Origin of the sequence: Caballeronia sp. GAWG1-1 (genome assembly GCF_023631465.1) — a bacterium.
Classification (GTDB): Bacteria; Pseudomonadota; Gammaproteobacteria; order Burkholderiales; family Burkholderiaceae; genus Caballeronia.
The window spans coordinates 75,124-96,139 of sequence record NZ_JALQDB010000026.1; the positions used below are offsets into that span (position 1 = coordinate 75,124).

The 21,016-nt window shown below is 63.0% G+C and carries 17 protein-coding genes; 12 read left to right on the forward strand and 5 right to left on the reverse strand.

The features are described 5' to 3' along the window. Positions 1-134 precede the first annotated feature (134 nt). A complete protein-coding gene (locus tag NCT03_RS16160) occupies positions 135-884 on the reverse strand; it encodes an LOG family protein (protein ID WP_244829174.1) in 750 nt (249 codons plus the stop codon). Between the two features lies 1 nt (position 885). On the opposite strand from NCT03_RS16160, the gene polA reads away from it, so the two are divergent. The 3 genes from polA to NCT03_RS16175 all read left to right on the forward strand — a co-directional run bounded on the left by polA (position 886) and on the right by NCT03_RS16175 (position 6,238). Then, on the forward strand, positions 886-3,624 hold the full coding sequence (polA, locus tag NCT03_RS16165; protein WP_250493145.1) for a DNA polymerase I: 2,739 nt from the start codon (positions 886-888) through the stop codon (positions 3,622-3,624). Between the two features lie 180 nt (positions 3,625-3,804). Next, the gene (locus NCT03_RS16170; protein ID WP_250493133.1) at positions 3,805-5,178 is read left to right on the forward strand and encodes an NAD(P)/FAD-dependent oxidoreductase; all 1,374 of its coding nucleotides are present in this window, start codon (positions 3,805-3,807) and stop codon (positions 5,176-5,178) included. Between the two features lie 184 nt (positions 5,179-5,362). Beyond that, positions 5,363-6,238 carry a dienelactone hydrolase family protein gene (locus NCT03_RS16175; RefSeq protein WP_244829177.1) on the forward strand — a complete coding sequence of 292 codons (876 nt, stop codon included), beginning with the start codon at positions 5,363-5,365 and terminating at the stop codon, positions 6,236-6,238. Positions 6,239-6,254: 16 nt separating this feature from the next. Here the strand turns inward: NCT03_RS16175 and NCT03_RS16180 are convergent, their stop codons facing one another. Next, positions 6,255-7,124 carry a sulfurtransferase gene (locus NCT03_RS16180; RefSeq protein WP_250493134.1) on the reverse strand — a complete coding sequence of 290 codons (870 nt, stop codon included), beginning with the start codon at positions 7,122-7,124 and terminating at the stop codon, positions 6,255-6,257. Between the two features lie 178 nt (positions 7,125-7,302). Beyond that, positions 7,303-8,409: an aromatic ring-hydroxylating oxygenase subunit alpha gene (locus tag NCT03_RS16185; protein ID WP_244829179.1), complete on the reverse strand. Its 1,107-nt coding sequence runs from the start codon at positions 8,407-8,409 to the stop codon at positions 7,303-7,305. Between the two features lie 309 nt (positions 8,410-8,718). Between NCT03_RS16185 and NCT03_RS16190 the strand changes: the two genes are divergently transcribed. The 4 genes from NCT03_RS16190 (at position 8,719) to folE2 (ending at position 12,885) form a co-directional block, all read left to right on the forward strand. Further along, positions 8,719-9,054 carry an exodeoxyribonuclease VII small subunit gene (locus NCT03_RS16190; RefSeq protein ID WP_250493135.1) on the forward strand — a complete coding sequence of 112 codons (336 nt, stop codon included), beginning with the start codon at positions 8,719-8,721 and terminating at the stop codon, positions 9,052-9,054. Next, the gene (locus NCT03_RS16195) at positions 9,051-9,938 is read left to right on the forward strand and encodes a polyprenyl synthetase family protein (protein WP_250493136.1); all 888 of its coding nucleotides are present in this window, start codon (positions 9,051-9,053) and stop codon (positions 9,936-9,938) included. Before NCT03_RS16190 ends, NCT03_RS16195 begins: the two co-directional genes overlap by 4 nt. Positions 9,939-10,017: 79 nt before the next feature. Next, complete coding sequence (dxs, locus tag NCT03_RS16200; RefSeq protein WP_244829182.1) at positions 10,018-11,934, forward strand: 1-deoxy-D-xylulose-5-phosphate synthase; 1,917 nt, start codon at positions 10,018-10,020, stop codon at positions 11,932-11,934. A gap of 147 nt (positions 11,935-12,081) precedes the next feature. Beyond that, positions 12,082-12,885: a GTP cyclohydrolase FolE2 gene (gene folE2, locus NCT03_RS16205; protein WP_244829183.1), complete on the forward strand. Its 804-nt coding sequence runs from the start codon at positions 12,082-12,084 to the stop codon at positions 12,883-12,885. An 8-nt stretch (positions 12,886-12,893) separates the two neighbouring features. Here folE2 and NCT03_RS16210 read toward each other — a convergent pair whose 3' ends face one another. Further along, positions 12,894-13,811, reverse strand: coding sequence for a LysR substrate-binding domain-containing protein (locus NCT03_RS16210; RefSeq protein WP_250493137.1), 918 nt, complete (start codon positions 13,809-13,811; stop codon positions 12,894-12,896). A gap of 106 nt (positions 13,812-13,917) precedes the next feature. Between NCT03_RS16210 and NCT03_RS16215 the strand changes: the two genes are divergently transcribed. Together NCT03_RS16215 and NCT03_RS16220 are read left to right on the forward strand one after the other, a co-directional pair. Next, positions 13,918-15,162, forward strand: coding sequence for an MFS transporter (locus NCT03_RS16215; protein ID WP_250493138.1), 1,245 nt, complete (start codon positions 13,918-13,920; stop codon positions 15,160-15,162). Positions 15,163-15,193: 31 nt separating this feature from the next. Continuing rightward, the gene (locus NCT03_RS16220) at positions 15,194-15,820 is read left to right on the forward strand and encodes a glutathione S-transferase family protein (RefSeq protein ID WP_250493139.1); all 627 of its coding nucleotides are present in this window, start codon (positions 15,194-15,196) and stop codon (positions 15,818-15,820) included. Positions 15,821-16,025: 205 nt separating this feature from the next. Here the strand turns inward: NCT03_RS16220 and tsaD are convergent, their stop codons facing one another. Beyond that, positions 16,026-17,054 carry a tRNA (adenosine(37)-N6)-threonylcarbamoyltransferase complex transferase subunit TsaD gene (gene tsaD, locus NCT03_RS16225; RefSeq protein ID WP_244829187.1) on the reverse strand — a complete coding sequence of 343 codons (1,029 nt, stop codon included), beginning with the start codon at positions 17,052-17,054 and terminating at the stop codon, positions 16,026-16,028. 69 nt (positions 17,055-17,123) lie between these two features. Between tsaD and NCT03_RS16230 the strand changes: the two genes are divergently transcribed. From NCT03_RS16230 to dnaG, 3 genes are all read left to right on the forward strand, one after another. Next, positions 17,124-18,335 (forward strand): BaiN/RdsA family NAD(P)/FAD-dependent oxidoreductase, encoded by a 1,212-nt coding sequence (locus tag NCT03_RS16230; RefSeq protein WP_244829188.1) that lies wholly within the window; start codon positions 17,124-17,126, stop codon positions 18,333-18,335. Positions 18,336-18,652: 317 nt separating this feature from the next. Beyond that, a complete protein-coding gene (locus NCT03_RS16235; protein WP_244829189.1) occupies positions 18,653-19,099 on the forward strand; it encodes a GatB/YqeY domain-containing protein in 447 nt (148 codons plus the stop codon). A 19-nt stretch (positions 19,100-19,118) separates the two neighbouring features. Then, complete coding sequence (dnaG, locus tag NCT03_RS16240; protein WP_244829190.1) at positions 19,119-21,008, forward strand: DNA primase; 1,890 nt, start codon at positions 19,119-19,121, stop codon at positions 21,006-21,008. Positions 21,009-21,016 lie beyond the last annotated feature (8 nt).

The window sequence follows — 21,016 nt, forward strand, 5'->3', positions numbered from 1 at the left end:
GCAAACTCCAGTATTCGATTCGGAAGACTACGCTTTATGGGCGTGTGTCAGAGAGATGCTGCTCGTGAATGAGGCGATAGAGGGGAAAGGGCGAGAGGGAAGATAGCGATTCCGCTCGCCCGACAGCCTTCGAATCACAAATAAAACATCCGGTCCTCATCCGACTTACCTTCCGCCGGTTGCTCTGCCGCGCCTTCGCGATCTTCATAGAAGCGCAGCACCGCATCGAGCACTTGATCGGGGTCGTCGATCACTTGCATGAGTCCAAGATCTTTTTCGCCGATGACGCCATTGGTCAACAGCGTGTTCTTGAACCAGTCGAGCAAGCCGGCCCAAAATTCGGCGCCCACCAGCACGATAGGCACGTGGCGCGACTTCTTGGTCTGAATGAGCGTGAGCACTTCGGCCAGTTCGTCAAGCGTGCCGAAGCCGCCCGGCATCACGACGACCGCATCCGAATTCTTGACGAACGTGACCTTGCGCGTGAAGAAGTGACGGAAGCGCAGCGAGATGTCCTGCCATTGATTGCCCGACTGCTCGTGCGGCAATTCGATGTTGAGACCCACCGACGGCGACTTGCCCGCATGCGCGCCTTTATTGGCTGCTTCCATGATGCCGGGACCGCCGCCGGAGATCACGGCAAAGCCTGCATCGGAGAATTTTTGCGCGATTTCAATGGTCCGCTGATAGTACGGCGACTCGGGTTTGAGACGCGCGGAACCGTAGATGCTGATGGCAGGACGGATCTCCGAGAGGTACTCGGTAGCCTCGATAAACTCTGCCATAATCGTGAACATCTGCCACGATGCGCGAGCCTTTTTGGCCGTCGCGCGCTCTTGATCTGCGAGCGATCGCAGACTCGGAATCACTTTTCTCTTGTTCATAATGCCTGAAGAACGAAGTCTTGAAGGTAAGACCCTGCTATTGGTCGACGGTTCTAGCTACTTGTACCGGGCTTACCATGCCATGCCTGACCTGCGCGGCCCCGACGGCGGGCCGACCGGCGCACTGTATGGAATGATCAACATGCTGCGACGCCTTAGGCGTGAAACCAATGCAGAGTATAGCGCGTGCGTCTTCGACGCCAAAGGCAAGACGTTTCGCGACGACTGGTACGCCGACTACAAGGCCAACCGGCCTCCCATGCCCGAAGACCTTTCGAAGCAGATCGAGCCTATTCACATCGCCGTGCGTGCGCTCGGCTGGCCGCTCGTGATGATCGAAGGCGTCGAAGCCGACGACGTCATCGGCACGCTCGCGGTTCAGGCCGAAAAGCGCGGCATGAAAGTGATCGTCTCGACGGGCGACAAGGATCTGGCTCAACTCGTGACGGATCATGTCACCCTCATCAATACGATGACCAACGAAACGCTCGATCGCGCCGGCGTCATCGCCAAGTTCGGCGTGCCGCCGGAACGTATCGTCGATTATCTTTCGCTCATCGGCGATACGGTCGATAACGTGCCGGGCGTCGAAAAGTGCGGCCCCAAGACTGCGCTCAAGTGGCTCACGCAATACGACTCCCTTGATGGCATCGTAGAACATGCGGGCGAGATCAAAGGTGCGGTAGGAGACAATCTGCGCAAGGCTCTGGACTTCCTGCCCATGGCTCGCAAGCTCGTTACCGTACACACGGAATGCGACCTGGCGTCGCAGATCGCGTCGATCGACGAAACGCTCGAAAGCCGTCCCGAGTCGCGCGACGAATTGCGCGACGTGTTTCTGCGTCACGGCTTCAAGACTTGGCTGCGCGAAGTCGAAATCGCGGATGCCGTCGAAGGCCCGACCGACACGCCGCCCGCCGAAGTCACGGAGATCGTCCACCACTACGAGACGGTGCAGACGTGGGAACAGTTCGGCGCGTGGCTCGAACGCATCGATGCCGCCGAGATCACTTCGTTCGATACCGAAACCACCGCGCTCGACCCGATGACCGCGCAGATCGTCGGCTTGTCCATCTCGGTCGAACCGGGTCATGCCGCATATGTTCCGCTCGCGCATCGCGGGCCGGACGCACCCGTGCAACTGCCGCGCGATGAAGTGCTCGCGAAGCTCAAGCCGTGGCTCGAAGACGAATCGAAGAAGAAGGTCGGCCAGCATCTGAAATACGATGAGCAGGTGCTCGCCAATTACGGCATCGTCATGCGCGGCGTCGAGCATGACACGTTGTTGCAGTCGTACGTGCTGGAGTCGCATCGGCCGCATGACATGGACAACCTCGCGCTGCGGCACTTGGGCGTGAAGACCATCAAATACGAGGACGTCGCGGGCAAGGGCGCGTCGCAAATCGGTTTCGACGAAGTCGCGCTCGACAAGGCGGCCGAGTATGCCGCCGAAGATGCGGACATCACATTGCGTCTGCATCAGGCGCTTTACCCGCAAGTCGTGCAGGAAGAGGGCTTGTTGAAGGTATATCGCGAGATCGAATTGCCGACTTCGCGCGTGTTGCGCAAGATGGAGCGCAACGGCGTGCTGATCGATCGCGCGAAGCTCGACACGCAGAGCAACGAGATCGCCAAACGGCTGATCGACTTGCAAACGGAAGCCTATGAACTGGCGGGCGGCGAATTCAATCTCGGGTCGCCCAAGCAGATCGGACAGATCTTCTTCGAGAAACTCGAACTGCCGGTGGTGAAGAAGACGCCGAGCGGCGCGCCTTCCACCGACGAAGAAGTGCTGCAAAAACTCGCCGAGGATTATCCGCTGCCGAAGGTGCTGCTCGAACATCGCGGGCTGTCGAAGCTCAAGTCCACTTATACGGACAAGCTCCCGCGCATGGTGAATGCATCGACGGGACGCGTGCATACGAACTATGCGCAGGCTGTCGCGGTGACAGGGCGCTTGTCGTCGAACGAGCCGAACTTGCAGAACATTCCGGTGCGAACGGGCGAAGGCCGGCGCATTCGCGAGGCGTTCATCGCGCCGCCGGGTTGCAAGATCGTATCGGCGGATTACTCGCAGATCGAGCTGCGCATCATGGCGCATATTTCGGGTGACGAATCGTTGTTGCGCGCGTTCAAGGAAGGCGAGGACGTGCACCGCGCGACCGCGTCGGAAGTGTTCGGCGTGACGCCGATCGAAGTGTCGAACGACCAGCGGCGTATCGCCAAGGTGATCAATTTCGGCTTGATCTATGGCATGAGTTCGTTCGGACTCGCGTCGAATCTCGGCATCACGCGCGACGCGGCGAAGCTTTATATCGACCGCTATTTCGCGCGTTATCCGGGCGTTGCCGACTACATGGAGCGCACACGCGTGACCGCGAAGATGAACGGCTACGTGGAGACCGTGTTCGGCCGGCGTCTGTGGCTGCCGGAGATCAACGGCGGCAGTGGTCCGCGTCGTCAGGCGGCCGAACGCGCGGCCATCAACGCGCCCATGCAGGGAACGGCCGCTGATCTCATCAAGTTGTCGATGATCGCGGTGCAGGACTGGATCGAGGCTACGAATATCCACGCGAAGATGATCATGCAGGTACACGATGAGCTCGTGCTCGAAGTTCCCGAAGAGGAACTGCCCGAAGTCAGGAAGCGCTTACCCGAATTGATGTGTGGCGTCGCCAAGCTGAACGTGCCGCTCGTGGCTGAGGTGGGCGTCGGCAATAACTGGGAAGAAGCACACTGAGCAAAAAGAGCGCGCTGAATGCCGGACATGCGAGGCCGGCCATTGCAAGTGCGCCGCGCGTTCAAGCAGAATGGTTTTTGGAAGGTGAGACATCGGGCCGACATGTCGTCGAACGTACGTGCGGTCCGAGGCTCGGTAAGTTGATTACTCCGCGTGCGGAGAAAAATTCGGGAGAGCTTTATGCATCGATTCATCATCGTCGGCGGAGGGGCCGGCGGTCTCGAATTGGCGACTCGTCTCGGCGACCGTTTCGGTACGACGGACAGTAAAACGGCACCGCGTGCGCAAGTCACGCTGGTGGACCGTAATCCCACGCATATCTGGAAGCCGCTTCTGCATGAAGTGGCCGCAGGCAGCATGGACCCGTTCACGCAGGAACTCGAATACGCCGCGCAGGCCATGTGGCACGGCTTCGAGTTTCAGCAGGGCGAGTTGATCGCGCTGAACCGCGCGACAAAACGCATTACCATCAGCGCGTTGCGCGACGACGAAGCGGGCGAGGTCTTGCCGCAGCGCGAGCTGGAATACGACACGCTCGTCATTGCCATCGGCAGCACGACGCATTTCTTCGGCGTCGAAGGCGCGCAGCAACATTCCATCGCGCTCGATACAGTTGGCCAGGCCGAGCTCTTTCGCAAGCGGCTCATCGCGGCATGCATGCGCGCCGAGCACTTCGCGCCGGAACCGGTGGCGGCGGGCATCGACGATTCCGAAGGGCCGCCCGTGCCGCTCGGTTCGCTGAACGCGCCGCGCATTCAGGTGGCGATCGTCGGCGCGGGTGCGACGGGCGTGGAATTGTCGGCGGAACTGCGCAACACGGCGCACGTGCTTTCCGCGTACGGTTTGCACAAGCTGGATCCGAAGCACGACATCGGTATCGTGCTGATCGAAGCGGGGCCGCGCATTCTGCCCGCGCTGCGCGACACCGTATCGACCGCGACGGCCGAGCTATTGACGAAGCTGGGCGTGTCCTTGATGACGGGCGAAACCGTCGCGGAAGTCTCGCGCGATTCCATTCGCACGGCGAGCGGCAAGACCATTCGCGTGGACCTCACGGTGTGGGCGGCGGGAATCAAGGCGCCGGCTATTCTCTCGCAGCTCGACGGCTTGCCGACCAATCGTCTCGGCCAGCTCATCGTGCGCCGCACGCTGCAAACGGAAGCCGACGACAACATATTCGCCCTGGGCGATTGCGCCGCGTGTCCGTGGCCCGGCAACGAGCGCGGTGTGCCGCCGCGCGCGCAGGCGGCGCATCAGCAGGCGAGCTTTCTCTTCAAGGCTTTCGAGCGCCGCATGAACGGCAAATCGCTGCCGGAATACACGTACCGCGATTTCGGTTCGCTCGTGTCGCTCGGTCGCTATAGCGCGGTCGGCAGCCTGATGGGCGGGCTCATCGGCGGCAACATGATGATCGAAGGCCTCTTCGCGCGCTTCATGTACATGTCGCTGTATCGGCTGCATATCGCCGCGCTCCACGGCTACGCGCGCATGGTGCTCGACACCATCGCGCACTGGCTGCGCCGGTCCACCGCGCCGCGCGTCAAGCTGCACTGAGCTGCATCGACGCTGCAAAGCTGTTTAGAATGAGCGGCGCGCCTTGTAATGTGTCGGGCGCGTTCGCTTGGGAGTCGTACAGCGCCGCGCGTCGTGAAGCCTTGAACACGCTCGCGCGGTTCCAGAATCCATGCCGCCGGCCGCGCGAATCGACGCCTGCCGGCGCTTGCCGCGGGAGCTTTGCATGCTTACCCCTGAAGTCGACAGCCTCATTCCCCACGTTCCGTTCGACCGTCGCAACTTCATCAAGGCAGCTTTCGGCACAGGCTTCGCAGCGTGCGTGCTGCCCGTGTCGGCACAAACCATTCATACCGATGACGCCGGTCTCGAAGCCGGCGCCGTGGGCGTGCGCGGCGCGGATGGCGTGCTCGTGCCGGCGTATCGCGCGCAGCCGAAGGGCAAGACGCATCTGCCGGTGGTCATCGTGATCCACGAGATTTTTGGGGTGCACGAGCATATCGCCGATGTCTGCCGGCGCTTCGCCAAGCAAGGCTATCTCGCCATCGCGCCGGATCTCTACACGCGTCAGGGCGATGCCTCGGCGTACAAGTCCATGCAGCTTCTCAACGAGCAGCTCGTCTCGAAGGTGCCTGACTCGCAAGTGATCTCGGACATCGACGAAACCGTCAAATGGGCGGGCGAGCACGGCGGCGATCTGAAGCGGCTAGGTATCACCGGGTTCTGCTGGGGCGGGCGCATTACGTGGCTTTATGCGGAGCACAATCCGCACGTGAAGGCGGCGGTTGCATGGTACGGGCGCGTCACGGGGAACAAGACGGCGAACACGCCGAGCAACCCGATCGACAACGCGGCCGAGCTCAATGTGCCTGTGCTCGGGCTATACGGCCGGCAAGATCAGAGCATTCCGCAGGACACGCTCGAACAGATGAAGCAGGCCGTGGCGAATGGCCAGCCGAAGGCGCGGGAGTCGCAGATCGTCGTGTATGACGACGCGCCGCACGCGTTCTTCGCGGATTATCGGCCGAGCTATCGCAAGGAAGACGCGGAGGATGGCTGGAAGCGCGCGCTCGCGTGGTTCCGCGAGCACGGCGTCAAGTGACGGGGCTTTACGAGCCTCAAGGTTTCGCGCCGGTCGCAACGGGCCTGCCCGGATCGGCGCTCCATTCGCTCCACGATCCCGGATACAACGCCGCGCCGTGCAGACCGGCAATCTCCATGGCGAGCGCGTTATGACATGCCGTCACGCCCGAGCCGCATTGCAGCACGATGCGGTCGGTGGGCGTGGCGCCGATCAGCGAGCCGAACGCATCGCGTAATTCGTGCGCGGTCTTGAAGCGGCCCTCCGGCGTCAAATTGTCCTTGAAGAAGCGATTCAGCGCGCCGGGAATGTGACCGCCGACGGGATCGAGCGTCTCGTTCTCGCCGCGATACCGGTCCGCGGCGCGCGCATCGATTAGCAGATGGTCGCGCGTGCCGATGCTGCGTTCGATCGCCGGAGCATCGATGGTGACGGCAAGCGGCGCGGCGGCCTTGAACGTGCCGTTTGTCTTTTGCGGCGCGACGGTATCGAGTGGCTGACCTGCTGCCTCCCACGCGGGCAAACCGCCGTCGATCAGCGCGACGGAATCGTGACCGAGCCAACGCAGCAGCCACCACAAACGCGACGCGTACATGCCGCCTTGCGCGTCGTAGGCGACGACTTGCTGGCCTTCGTTTAGCCCGAAGCTCGCGAGTTTTTCGACGAGCGCGCCGCGTTCGGGCAACGGATGGCGTCCGTTCGCCCCCGTCTTGACGCCGGACAAGTCGCGGTCGAGATGAAGATAGTGCGCGCCCGGAATATGACCTTGGGTATAAGCCGCTGCGCCGGATTCAGGCGCGGCGAGGTCGAATCGGCAATCGAACACGAGCACGCTGCCGGGCGCGGCGGCGCGCCGTTCGGCAAGATTCGTCGCCGAGATGAGCGTGGTGTAGTGGGTGTGCGGCATGACGGCTCCTGTGTCGGACAGAGTGTGCGCTTCGGCGCGCGACCCCGATCCCTTGCAAGCGTCCGCGCCCGGTCGTGTCAATCGCCGCGCGCGTGAAGTGGGATACAGCTAGTCTAAACAAAAAGGCGGACTCGAAAGCCCGCCTTTTCATGATTCCCGCGCGATAGCCGAGCAACGTTCAGATGGCCCCGAGCTGATGCCGCAGAAACTCGTGGAAATGCTGCATGCCGGATTCCATCGGACTCTGATACGGCCCGACCTGATTCTCGCCACGCGACATGAGCGCGCGCCGGCCGGCGTCCATGCGTTCGGCAATTTCATCGTCCTCACGCGCGGTTTCCATATAGGCCGCACGTTCCGCCTCGATGAACTCGCGCTCGAAAAGCGCAATCTCCTCGGGATAGTAGAACTCGACGATGTTGGTCGTCTTCTGCGTGCCCTGCGGGATCAGCCACGAGACCACCAGCACGTGCGGATACCACTCGATCATGAGACCGGGGTAATACACCATCCAGATGGCGCCGAATTCGGGCGGCGTACCGTTACGGAAGCGCAGGACTTCGTCGTGCCACTTGCGATACGTCGGGCTGCCCGGCTTCTCCAGATTCTTGTGCACGCCGACGGTCTGGACGCTGTACCAGTCGCCGAATTCCCACTCGAGGTTGTCGCACGACACGAAGCTGCCGAGTCCCGGATGGAACGGCGCGACGTGATAGTCCTCCAGATAAACCTCGATGAAGGACTTCCAGTTGTAGTTGCACTCGTGCACTTCGACGTGATCGAACATATAGCCCGAAAAGTCGAAATGACGCGCCGTGCCGAGTTTCGCGAGATCGGCCGCGACATTGCGACCCGCGGCCTCGAAGAGAAGGCCTTGCCAGTTTTGCAGCGGCGTGGCGCCGAGATTCAAGCAGGGCTTGTCGGCGAAATGCGGCGCGCCGAGCAACTGGCCGTTCAGATCGTACGTCCAGCGATGCAGCGGGCAGACGATGTTGTCCGCGCTGCCGCGACCGTTCAGCATGATTGCCTGGCGATGGCGGCACACGTTCGACAGCAATTCGATATTCGACTGCTGATTGCGCACGAGCACGCGCCCTTCGCCCTCGCCAGGAAGCGCGAAATAGTTTCCCGCTTCGGGAACCATGAGTTCGTGCCCGACGTAGCGTGGACCAAGCTTGAAAAGTGTTTCGATTTCGCGCGTAAGAAGCGCTTCGTCAAAGTAAGCCGTGACTGGCAACTGACTGTGAATGGCATTCAGTTGCAATGCATTGCTCAGATTGGACATTCCCACTCCCGTTAAGACGTGAAAGCAGTGAACAACCCAACCATCGAAGATTCGATTTAGGGAGCCCGCGATTATACCGAAATCCGCCACACTCGGGCGTATAAGGTCTTGATTTGGGTATAAATTGTTGCAGGAGTTCCGTTCAAAGTCGGCGCGAGGGCGTCGCGTCCCTACGCCGGGCGGCTGTGGCGCAAGCTCAAGGATTAGCCGTCTCCACGCTTTGCGACGGACGTGTTTCGGGTCGAAAAACTGGCTTTTGCCGTAGAATGTGCGACTTGGTTCCAAAATACATTTGCACATCCACGATTCATGGCGAAGACCGCTGTCCCCGATACACGCGAAGAAACCGGTGCAGGCGCGCTTGCCAACGACGCCGCGCCGCTTCCGGAAAACTACGAAACAGCGCTCGCGGAACTCGAATCACTCGTCGGCCGCATGGAAGCGGGCGCGCTGAGTCTCGAGGAGTCGCTCGCGGCATACCGGCGCGGCGCCGCGCTTGTGGGCTTTTGCCAACAACAGCTCGAAAAAGTCGAGCAGCAGGTGCGCGTGCTCGATGGCGAGACGCTCGAGCCGCTGCCCGTCGAGGTACAGCGCGCGACCCAGGGTGCAGGAGCCACCAACGACCGAGGGGACGACGACCTATGAGCTTCGAACAATGGATGCGTGCCACGCTCGATCGCGTCGAGACCGCGCTGGAGCACTATCTGCCGGGCACGGATATCGCGCCGGCGCGTCTGCACGAAGCCATGCGGTACGCGGTGCTGGGCGGTGGCAAGCGCGTGCGACCGCTTCTCGTGCACGCCGCGGGCGAACTGACCCACGCGAGCGCGCCGGCCGTCGAAGCGGCAAGCGCGGCGCTCGAAATGATTCACGTCTATTCGCTCGTGCATGACGATATGCCCGCAATGGACGACGACGCGTTGCGTCGCGGCAAGCCCACGGTACACGTGCAATATGACGAAGCGACGGCACTGCTCGTCGGCGACGCGTTGCAGTCGCAGGCGTTCGTCGCGCTGACATCCGAAGGCAATGGTCTGAGCGATACCCAGCAGGCCGCGCTCGTGCGCGAACTGGCGCTCGCAAGCGGCTCGCTCGGCATGGCGGGCGGTCAGGCCATCGATCTCGAAAGCGTCGGGCGCAAGCTGTCGCGGCCGGAGCTCGAAACCATGCATCGCAAGAAGACGGGCGCGTTGCTGCGCGCCTCGGTGCGCATGGGTGCGCTCGCAGGCGAACGTCCGGACGCCAAGGCGCTCGCGGCGCTCGATCATTACGCCGCCGCGGTCGGCCTCGCGTTTCAGGTGGTGGACGATATCCTTGATGTCACGGCGGACTCCGCCACGCTTGGCAAGACCGCGGGCAAAGATGCGCAGCACGACAAGCCCACGTATGTTTCGATCATCGGGCTGGACGCGTCGCGCGAACTCGCCGCGCAACTCGGCCGCGATGCGCACGCTGCAATAGAGCCGTTCGGCGCGCGCGGTCAGCGCCTGGCCGACCTTGCCGACCTGGTTGTGAACCGGGTGCACTGAACGTTGAATGCGTGACGAACCCCACGGCGCAATGACCGCGTTGAACGAATCACGCCAGTTTTCCTAAAATGGGACGACGATGTACGACTTGCTGAAAACCATCGACGATCCGGCCGACCTTCGCGCCCTTGATCGACGCCAACTGCAGCCGCTTGCCGACGAACTGCGGGCCTATGTGCTCGACAGCGTGTCGCAGACGGGCGGCCATCTCTCGTCCAATCTCGGCACGGTAGAGCTGACGATCGCGCTGCATTACGTATTCGATACGCCGAATGACCGTATCGTCTGGGACGTCGGCCATCAGACGTATCCGCACAAGATCCTGACAGGCCGGCGCGACCAGATGCACTCGTTGCGTCAGTTGAACGGCATCTCGGGCTTCCCGCGCCGCAGCGAGTCGGAGTACGACACGTTCGGCACGGCGCATTCGAGCACGTCGATATCGGCGGCGCTCGGCATGGCGATCGCCAACAAGCTGCAGGGCGACAACCGCTATTCCATCGCCGTGATCGGCGACGGCGCGATGACCGCGGGCATGGCCTTCGAGGCAATGAACAACGCCGGCGTCGCCGACGACGTGCCCTTGCTCGTGATCCTCAACGACAACGACATGTCGATCTCGCCGCCCGTGGGCGCGTTAAATCGTCATCTCGCGCGTCTGATGTCGGGCCGCTTCTACGCCGCCGCGCGCGCCGGTGTCGAACGCGTGCTGCGCGTCGCGCCGCCCATGCTCGATCTCGCCCGCAAGCTCGAAGAGCACGCGAAGGGCATGATCGTGCCAGCCACGCTCTTCGAAGAGTTCGGCTTCAACTACATTGGGCCAATCGACGGTCACGATCTCGATTCGCTCATTCCGACGCTGCAGAACATCAAGGAACTGCGTGGTCCGCAATTCCTGCACGTCGTGACCAAGAAAGGCCAAGGCTACAAGCTCGCCGAAGCCGATCCGGTGCTCTACCACGGTCCCGGCAAATTCAATCCGGCCGAAGGCATCAAGCCGTCGACGGCGCCCTCGAAGAAAACCTACACGCAGGTGTTCGGCGAATGGCTGTGCGACGCTGCCGCGCAAGACTCGCGCGTAGTTGCCATCACGCCTGCCATGCGCGAAGGCTCGGGCATGGTCGAATTTGAAAAGCGCTTCCCGGATCGTTATTACGATGTCGGCATCGCCGAGCAACATGCGGTGACGTTTGCGGGCGGCTTGGCTGCAGACGGCATGAAGCCCGTCGTCGCCATCTACTCGACTTTCCTGCAGCGCGCGTACGACCAGCTGATCCACGACGTCGCGCTGCAGAATCTGCCAGTGGTGTTCGCCATCGACCGCGCGGGTCTCGTCGGCGCGGACGGTGCGACGCACGCGGGCAATTACGACCTCGCGTTCCTGCGCTGCATCCCGAACATGACGGTGATGGCCGCATCCGACGAAAACGAATGCCGTCAGATGCTCTACACCGCGCTTCAGCAGCCGAACCCGACAGCCGTGCGGTATCCGCGTGGCGCGGGCACGGGCGTGGCAACCGTTAAGCAAATGACCGCCATTCCGCTTGGCAAGGGCGAGGTGCGCCGCGAGTCGTCGCAGAAACTCGGCTCGGGCAAGCGCATCGCCGTTCTCGCGTTCGGCACCATGGTCGCGCCGTCGCTCGTTGCCGCCGAAGAGTTGGATCTGACGGTGGCCAACATGCGCTTCGTGAAGCCTGTCGACGCCGACTTGCTGCGCGAACTCGCCGCCACTCACGACGCGCTCGTGACCATCGAGGAAGGTGCGATCATGGGCGGTGCGGGTTCGGCATGCGTCGAAGCGCTGCTGGCCAGTTCGGTCGTGAAGCCCGTGCTTCAGCTTGGTTTGCCGGACGTCTTCATCGATCACGGCGATCCCGCGAAGCTGCTTGCAAGCGTCGGTCTGGACGGTGCGGGTATCGCGAAGTCTATTCGCGAGCGCTTTCTCAACGCGGTCGTGAGCGCCCAGCCGGGCAAGCTGGAAAAGCGCGTTGCCTGACGTTTCAGCCTGACGCGGCGCGCTCGGGGCGCGCCGTGCTTTGCACTTAGTCTCTACACGGCGCGGGCCGCAATCCGCGCCGTTTTCGCTTACGAGTTATGAAGCGCGCTTTCAGGAAAGACCGCGCGAGCCCAAGGACAAGAATCAATGAACCAGATGAATCCCGCCTTCGTGATGCCCGACGTTCAAAGCACGCCTGATACGCGTCAGATCGCCATTGCGCGTGTCGGCGTGAAGGGAGTGCGGCATCCGTTGTCGGTGCGGTCGGCAAACGGCGTGCAGCCGAGCGTTGGCGTATGGAACCTCGATGTGCATCTGCCCGCCGAGCAAAAGGGCACGCATATGTCGCGTTTCGTCGCGCTGCTCGAGGAGAATCGCGAGCCGCTCGATCAAACTTCCCTGCGTGCGCTGCTCGTCTCGATGCTCACGAAACTGGAGGCGCATTCCGGCCGTATCGAAGTGAGTCTGCCTTACTTCGTCATGAAGACCGCGCCGGTGTCGGGCGTGCAGAGTCTCCTGGATTACGACGTGAGCTTTATCGCTGAAAAGCGCGACGGCGAAACGCGCATGACCATGAAAGTGCTCGTCCCCGTTACGAGCCTTTGTCCTTGCTCGAAGAAGATTTCGCAGTACGGCGCGCACAATCAGCGCTCGCACGTGACCATCACGGCGGAGTTGGCGGGCGAAGTCGCGGTGGAAGAACTGGTGCGAATCGCCGAGGAAGAGGCGTCGTGTGAATTGTGGGGCTTGCTCAAGCGGCCCGACGAAAAGTTCGTGACCGAGCGTGCGTATGAAAATCCGAAGTTCGTCGAGGACCTCGTGCGCGACGTGGCCACGCGGCTGAATGCCGATACGCGCATCATCGCTTATGTGCTCGAAGCCGAAAACTTCGAGTCGATCCACAATCACAGCGCGTATGCGGTGATCGAGCGCGACAAGCGCCTCGGTTGAGCGAAGGCTCAAGCCGCCACGGTTTGAGTCGATGCGTGCATTTCGCGCACCGAATCCATCACGAGTGACGCGAGCCGGTCTACCACGGGCGATCCCGCGCCCGATCCGCGATGCAGCGCGAGCGGAATCGACGGCAGCGACGGTAAGCCGCTCTCATCGCATTCGAGGGCGCGCACCGTGGTTGGCACGCCATAGGCCGTGCGCACCGTCACGCCGAGACCTGCGGCGGCGGCCGCCCACAATCCCGACAGACTCGGACTCGTGAACGCGATGCGCCACTTGATGCCCGCGCGATCCAGCGCCGCGGCGGCGGCGCTGTGAAAGAGACACGGGCGGTCGAACGCGATCAACGGTAGCGGCTCGTCCAGATCGAACTGCCACGGTACTGTCGATGACACGATCCAGCGCATCGGCGGCGCGGCGATCGGTTGAGGGAGGCTGGTCGCGTTGCCAACGTCGGTTGCGCTGCCTGCGCCCCAGACGAGCGCGAGATCGAGCTGACCCGCCTCGATGCGCTCCAGCAATTCGGTGTTGCGCGCCACCCGCGCTTCGATCCGCACTTTCGGATGCGCCCGCGCAAAGCGGCCCAGCACTTCCGGCAGCAGAACTTCGCCGAAGTCTTCCTGCAGACCGAGCCGTATCCAGCCTTCGAGATCGACGCCGCGCACCGCGACCGCCGCTTCATCGTTCAATTCGACGAGACGGCGCGCATAGGCGAGCATCACCGCGCCCGCGTCGGTGAGCGCGAGCCCACGTCCCGATTTACGAAAAAGCGGCGTGCCCGCCTGCTCTTCCAGCTTGCGGATCTGCGCGCTGACGGCGGAAGTCGAGCGACCGACGCGGTCCGCGGCCTTGGCGAAACTTCCCAAGTCCATGCCCGCGACGAAGCTGCGAAGGACCGCGAGGTCGAACGTGGTTTGAGTCATGGCAACAATCCTGTTTTATCGAACGATCGATGCAAAACTTTGCTATTTTCAGGATGATCGTATGCCGTCACACTGGGTTCAGTCAAATTGAGAACAGGGTGGCGACATGGCAACTCCTTTAACTTTGAACGCAGCGTCGCGTTCGAGCGCGCATCGATGGAAAGTGCTCGGCGTGGGCGTTGCCGCCAACGCGAGTTTTTCGGCGGCAATCGGCGGCATTCCGACGACGGCCGTCTGGATGCGCAGCGGCTATCACTTCGGCAACGGCGAAGTCGGACTCGTGCTCGGCGCGCTCGGGCTGGGGCTTGCGGTATCGGAACTTCCTTGGGGATTGCTCACCGACCGCTGGGGCGACCGGCCCGTCTTGCTGACGGGACTGTTCGCGACGTCTGCCGTGCTGCTCGGCATGAGCGTCTTCGCGGTGCCGTCGGGCTTCGGCGCGGCGCCCGCGCTCGGCTGGCTCGTTTTCGCGATGTTCCTGCTCGGCACGCTCGGCGGCAGCGTCAACGGATCGAGCGGGCGCGCGGTCATGGCGTGGTTCGGCGAAGGCGAGCGCGGTCTCGCGATGAGCATCCGCCAGACCGCCGTGCCGATGGGTGGCGGTCTGGGCGCGGCGTTGCTGCCGTGGCTCGCTTCATCGCACGGTTTTGGCGCGGTGTTCGGCACGCTCGCCGCAATGTGCGCGATCTCCGGCGCATTCACCTGGCGCTGGCTGCATGAGCCCCCGGAAAGGTCGCATCGCGCGGACGCGGGGGTATCGCAGGCAATGACGGTTGCGCCGTTGAGAGATGCGCGGATCTGGCGCGTGGTGCTCGGTATTGGCGTGCTGTGCGTGCCGCAATTCGCGGTGCTGACCTTCGCGACGGTTTTCATGCACGACGCGGGACACTTCGGCGTCGCGGCGATCAGCGCGACGATGGGCGCGCTGCAACTCGGCGCCATGGTTATGCGCGTCTGGAGCGGCCGTCATACGGATCGTCGCGGCAACCGGCGCGCGTATTTGCGCGGGTCGGTGGTGGTCGCGTCGGTGTCGTTCGTGGCGTTGGCGGCGGCGACCGCGCTGGGCGTCGCGCAGCTTCCGTACTTGCTCGCGGCGATGCTGGTCTTCGCGGGCATTTGCGTATCGGCATGGCATGGGGTGGCGTACACCGAACTCGCCACGCTTGCCGGCATGCAGCGCGCCGGCACGGCGCTCGGCATGACCAACACGGCCGTCTACGTGGGCTTGTTCGTGACGCCGCTCGTCATTCCGCATGTGCTGGCGGCCACTTCGTGGCCGGGCGTGTGGCTGCTGGCGGGCGTGTGCGCGTTGCTCGCGTGGCCATTGTTTCCGAAGCCCGCGCGCGCTTAAACTGTTCGACCCGAACTTTGCGGAGTGCGTCGTGATTCTCATCGGCCAATACGATTCCCCGTTTGTCAGACGCGTGGCCATTGCGCTGAATCTTTATGGCATTGGCTACGAGCATTGGCCGTGGTCGACTTTTGGCGATGCCGGCAAGATCGCGCCGTTCAACCCGCTCTCGCGCGTGCCGACGCTCGTGCTGGAGTCGGGCGACACGGTAATCGAGAGCGCGACGATCCTCGACTATCTCGATGAACTCGTCGGCGACGACCGCGCGATGATTGCGCAAAACGGCGCGCAGCGTCGTGCGGCGCTGAAGGTGTGTGCGCTCGCGACGGGTCTCGCGGACAAGGCTGTGGCGCTGGTCTACGAGCGCGTGATGCACGCGGAAAAGTCGCAGGCTTGGGTCGAGCGCTGCACGGGGCAGATCGAACGCGTGCTCGACGTGCTGGAAGCGGATCGCGCGGCGCGTCCGACGCCTTTCTGGTTCGGCGATGCAATCGGTCACGCGGATATCGCCGTTGCGTGCGCGCTGCGGTTCGTGCGCGAAGCGCATGGGGCGTTGGTCAGCGGGAATCGCTGGCTGGCGTTGATCGCGCATGGCGATCGGTGTGAGGCGCTGCCGGCGTTCGGGGCGGTTGTGCAGGCGTTCGATCCGCCGAAATGAACGTTGGAGCGACGCCCTTTCCTCATTTGGCGATGCATTGGCCGCGCGATATTGCCGTGCGTGCCGCGCTTCGCGCGCAAGGCGCATGCGTTGCTCATTCGTGAGCGCGTTGGTCGCGTGTTGCAATCCGTGTGGGCCTTGGCTGTGTCGAGACTGTCGTGCGGTCAATTCAGCAAACCAGACTTCGCACGAAGCCACGCAAAGATCAAACTCGCGCCAGCGAACTCAAATCCCATCTGGGCTTCACCGTAAATGCATAATCCCGCCCGGCCTGCTCCGGCCAGCGGGCAAGCCGCAACGCGCCCGCCAGCGCGATCATCGCGCCGTTATCGGTGCAAAGCGCCAGGTCGGGGTAATGCACGTCGAAGCGCCGCTTCCTTGCCGCAGCCGACAACGCCTCGCGCAACTGCCGGTTCGCGCCGACGCCGCCCGCCACGACCAGCCGCTTCAACCCGGTCTTCTTGAGCGCCGCGAGCGACTTGGCGACGAGCACGTCGACGGCTGCATCGACGAAACCTCGCGCCAAATCCGCCTTTGCCTGCTCGCAGACATTCGCGCCGAGCTTGCGGCTTTGAGTCAGCACGGCGGTCTTCAAGCCGCTGAAGCTGAAGTCGAGATCGCCTGAATGCAGCATCGGACGCGGCAGCGTGACCGCGCCCGGCGTGCCGAATTCCGCCAGCCGCGACACTTCCGGCCCGCCCGGATAACCCAGCCCGAGCAGCTTTGCGGTTTTGTCGAAGGCTTCGCCCGCCGCGTCGTCGAGCGTTTCGCCGAGCGTCTCGTAGACGCCGATATCGGTGACGCGCATCAATTGCGTATGGCCGCCCGATACGAGCAGCGCGACGAACGGAAACGGCGGCGGGGCATCGACGAGTAGCGGCGACAACAGGTGTCCTTCGAGATGATGGATGCCGACAGTGGGTTTGTCCCATGCCATCGCCAGCGCATTGGCGATGCTCGCGCCCACCAGCAGCGCGCCCGCGAGCCCCGGACCTTGCGTGAACGCGATGGCATCGATGTCGGCGCGCGCAGCGTGGGCCTCGGCCATGACTTGTTCGAGGAGCGGCAGCGCCCGGCGGATGTGATCCCGCGAAGCCAGTTCGGGCACCACGCCGCCGTACTCGCGATGCATCGCGATCTGCGAATGCAGGGCGTGCGAGAGGAGGCCGCGCTCCGTGTCGTAGAGGGCGAGGCCGGTTTCGTCGCAGGAGCTTTCTATGCCGAGAACTAGCATGGGTTGAGCGCTTGAAGGGAACAGAAAAGTATAGCAGTGTAACGACGCCCCCCAGTTACAATGCGCGCCATGGAATCCTTCGATATCGCCGTGATCGGCGCGGGCGCGGCCGGCATGATGTGCGCGGCAGTCGCCGCCCAGTCGGGGCGTCGCGTCGTGCTGATCGACCACGCCGAGCGTCTCGCCGAAAAAATCCGTATCTCGGGCGGCGGCCGCTGCAACTTCACCAATCTCAACGCGCAGCCGGCAAACTTTTTGTCGGCGAATCCGCATTTTTGCCGCTCCGCGCTCGCGCGCTACACGCCGCGCGACTTTCTCGCGCTCTTGAAGCAGTACCGCGTGAAATGGCATCAAAAGCACAAAGGCCAGCTTTTTTGCGACGATTCGAGCGAAACCATCATCGACGTGCTCAAAAGCGAGTGCGATGCCGGCAGCGTCGCGTGGCGGCGCCCGGTGAGCGTCCACGAGATCCGGCACGACGGCGCGCGCTTCACGCTCGACACCTCGGCGGGTGCAATCGACGCGGCCGCGCTCGTCATCGCGACGGGCGGCTTGTCCATTCCGAAGATCGGAGCGACGGATTTTGGGTATCGCGTGGCGAAACAGTTCGGCCACAAGCTAGTCGAAACGCTTCCCGCGCTCGTGCCGCTCACTTTCACGTCCGCCGACTGGGCGCCGTTCGCGGCGTTGTCGGGGCTGTCGCTGCCGGTTCGCATCGGCACGGGCAAGGGCAAGACGCGAGGTGAATTCGACGAGGACTTGCTGCTGACGCATCGCGGGCTGTCCGGTCCGGGCGTGCTCCAGATTTCGAGTTTCTGGAATACGTCGGAGCCGATCCACGTCGATCTCCTGCCCGACGCCGACGCCACCGAACTCCTGCTCGAAGCCAAGGCGGGATCGAAGAAACAAATAGGCAACTTTCTCGCGGACCACGTTCCCGCACGGCTCGCGCACGCGTGGCTCGAAGCGCAGCATGTTTCCGTCGATGCCCGCCTCGCCGATCTCCCCGACCGCACGCTCAAGGGCCTTGGCGCGTCGTTGTCGGACTGGACGATCACGCCGAGCGGCACCGAAGGTTATCGCAAGGCCGAAGTCACGCGCGGCGGCGTCGATACCCGCGAACTCTCGTCCACGACGATGATGAGCGAGCGCGTCGCGGGCTTGTATTTCATCGGCGAGGCCGTCGATGTGACGGGCTGGCTCGGCGGCTACAACTTCCAATGGGCGTGGGCTTCCGGCGTCGCGGCGGGCAAGGCCGCGGCGGAGTTCGCGCACGCCTGAGACGGGGCGTTCCGGCCGCCGTGGCGCGGTCTCGAAACGCCATCGCGCCTGCTATACTCGAACGGTTATCGGAGGATTCCGTAGTTGTTCGAAGGCGCCTCGAAACGCGCGTTCGGGCACGGATTCTTTCGCTCCGGCTGACGTCACGATGGCCTCAAGCTTCGCCGCGGTTTCAACGGCCTCGCTCAAAGTCCCGCTTGAGGAAGCATTCCCAAGCGGGTTTTTGCTTTAGCGGAAAGGGTCGGGAGCCGCACGGGCACGCGTCGCGCCAGCCGGGTTTTCAATATCGCGAATTTCGCAATTGCACCGGGTGAACGATGAGCCTCAAGGATCAGATCAACGACGACATGAAAAATGCCATGCGCGCGCGCGAAACCGAGCGCCTCGGCACCATTCGCCTGCTGCTCGCAGCCATCAAGCAGCGAGAAGTCGATGAGCGCATCACGCTCGACGACACGGCCGTCGTCGCCGTCGTCGACAAGATGATCAAGCAGCGCAAGGACTCCATCAGCCAGTTTCAAGCGGCCAGCCGCGACGATCTCGTGGCGAAGGAAAACGCCGAACTCGCCGTGCTCGCGGCGTACATGCCCGAACAGCTTTCCGCCGATGCCATCGCCGCTGAAGTCGAGGCCGCCATCGCCGCGACGGGCGCAGCCGGCCCGCAAGACATGGGCAAGGTCATGGGCGCGCTGAAACCGAAGCTCGCGGGCAAGGCGGATATGACGGCCGTTTCCGCGCAGGTCAAGTCCGCGCTCGCCAAGTAATCAGCGGCGTTCGCCTACGTTGATACCGCACGCTTTCCTGCAGGATCTGCTCAACCGCGTCGATATCGTCGACGTGGTGGGCCGTTACGTCCAATTGAAGAAGGGCGGCGCGAACTTCATGGGTTTGTGTCCGTTCCATAACGAAAAGAGCCCGTCGTTTACGGTCAGTCCGACCAAGCAGTTCTATCACTGCTTCGGCTGCGGCGCGCATGGCACGGCCATCGGTTTTTTGATGGAGCATACGGGGCTGACGTTTCCCGAGGCCGTGAAGGACCTCGCGCAGTCGGCGGGTCTGACCGTGCCGCAGGAGCCGTCGTTTCGCGGCGGCGCGGGTGGCGCGGGCGGTGACGCCTATGCCAACGCGCCGAGCAAGGCCGTCAGCGTCGCGCTCACCGAGGTCATGCAGACCGCCTGCGACTTCTATCGCAAACAGTTGCGCGGCGCGCCTAACGCCATCGGTTATCTGAAAAAGCGCGGCTTGACTGGCGAGATCGCGGCGCGCTTCGGCTTGGGCTACGCGCCCGACGGCTGGCAGAATCTCGAAAGCGCGTTCCCCGATTATCGCCATGAAAATCTGGTGGAAGCAGGGCTCGTAATCGTCAGCGAAAAAACCGACGCGCAAGGACAAGCGCGCCGCTACGACCGCTTCCGCGAACGTGTGATGTTCCCTATTCGAAATGTGAAAGGCAACGTCATTGGCTTCGGCGGACGCGTGCTGGACAGCGGCGAACCGAAGTATCTGAATTCGCCGGAAACGCCTTTATTCAGCAAAGGCAGCGAGCTTTACGGCCTTTTCGAGGCGCGTCTTGCCATTCGTGAACTGGGTTATGCGCTCGTCGTCGAAGGTTATATGGACGTGGTCGCGCTTGCGCAGCTAGGTTTCGCGAACGCCGTCGCCACGCTCGGCACGGCTTGCACGCCGGTCCACGTACAGAAGCTTTTTCGACAGACGGAAACGGTGGTCTTCAGCTTCGACGGCGACTCCGCCGGCCGGCGCGCCGCGCGCCGCGCACTCGAAGCCGCGCTGCCGCACGCAGCGGACAACCGCACGATAAAATTTCTGTTTCTACCGAAAGAGCACGATCCGGACAGCTATGTGCGCGAATTCGGCGCCGACGGTTTTGGTGAGCAAGTCGACCGCGCAATGCCGCTGTCGCAATTTCTGCTCAACGAGGTGCTAAACGACAAGGAACTCGACCAGCCCGAAGGCCGCGCGAAGGCCCTGTTCGACGCGAAGCCGCTGTTGCAGGCGCTGCCCGCCAACGCGTTGCGCGTGCAGATTCTGCATATGCTGGCCGACCGCCTCGCTACGCCGTTCACGGAAATCGCCGCGCTTTGCGACATCGACTCGCGTGCCGCCGCTGTCGCCCGCGCGATGGTGCCTAGAAGCGAACGCCGGCGTGTCACGGGTCAGGAACAGCGCGCGCTACGCAATCTGGTGATGTATCCGGGCATCGCGGCATCGCTCGATCGAATCAGCGAACGCACGCTCGTCACCATGACCGAGCATGGCGAACTGTTCAGCGAAGTCATCGCGCATGCGCGCGAACTGGGCGCGAGCGCGGAATTTCAGATGCTTTCAGACATCTTGAGAAATGCAGCAAACGCGCCCACCTACGAGGATATCTTCCAGGAAATTCTCGCCTATGATGAAAACGTGCGGGATTTACTGATGCGCGATCCGTCCGACGAGGACGCCGCGCAGCGTGTGGAAGAGCAGAAACGCCTGCTCGCCGAAGAGTTGCAGGCGACGGTACTGAAATTGCAACACGACAGTTATCGCGCGCGGCTGGATTTGCTGGCGCGGCAGCCGGGACTTTCGCCGGAAGAGGTGGCGGAGTTCTCGGAGCTTTCGGCGAAGATCGCGCAGATCAAGGCGGGACGGGCGGCTAGCCCTGAAGCCGGATAGCGAGATGC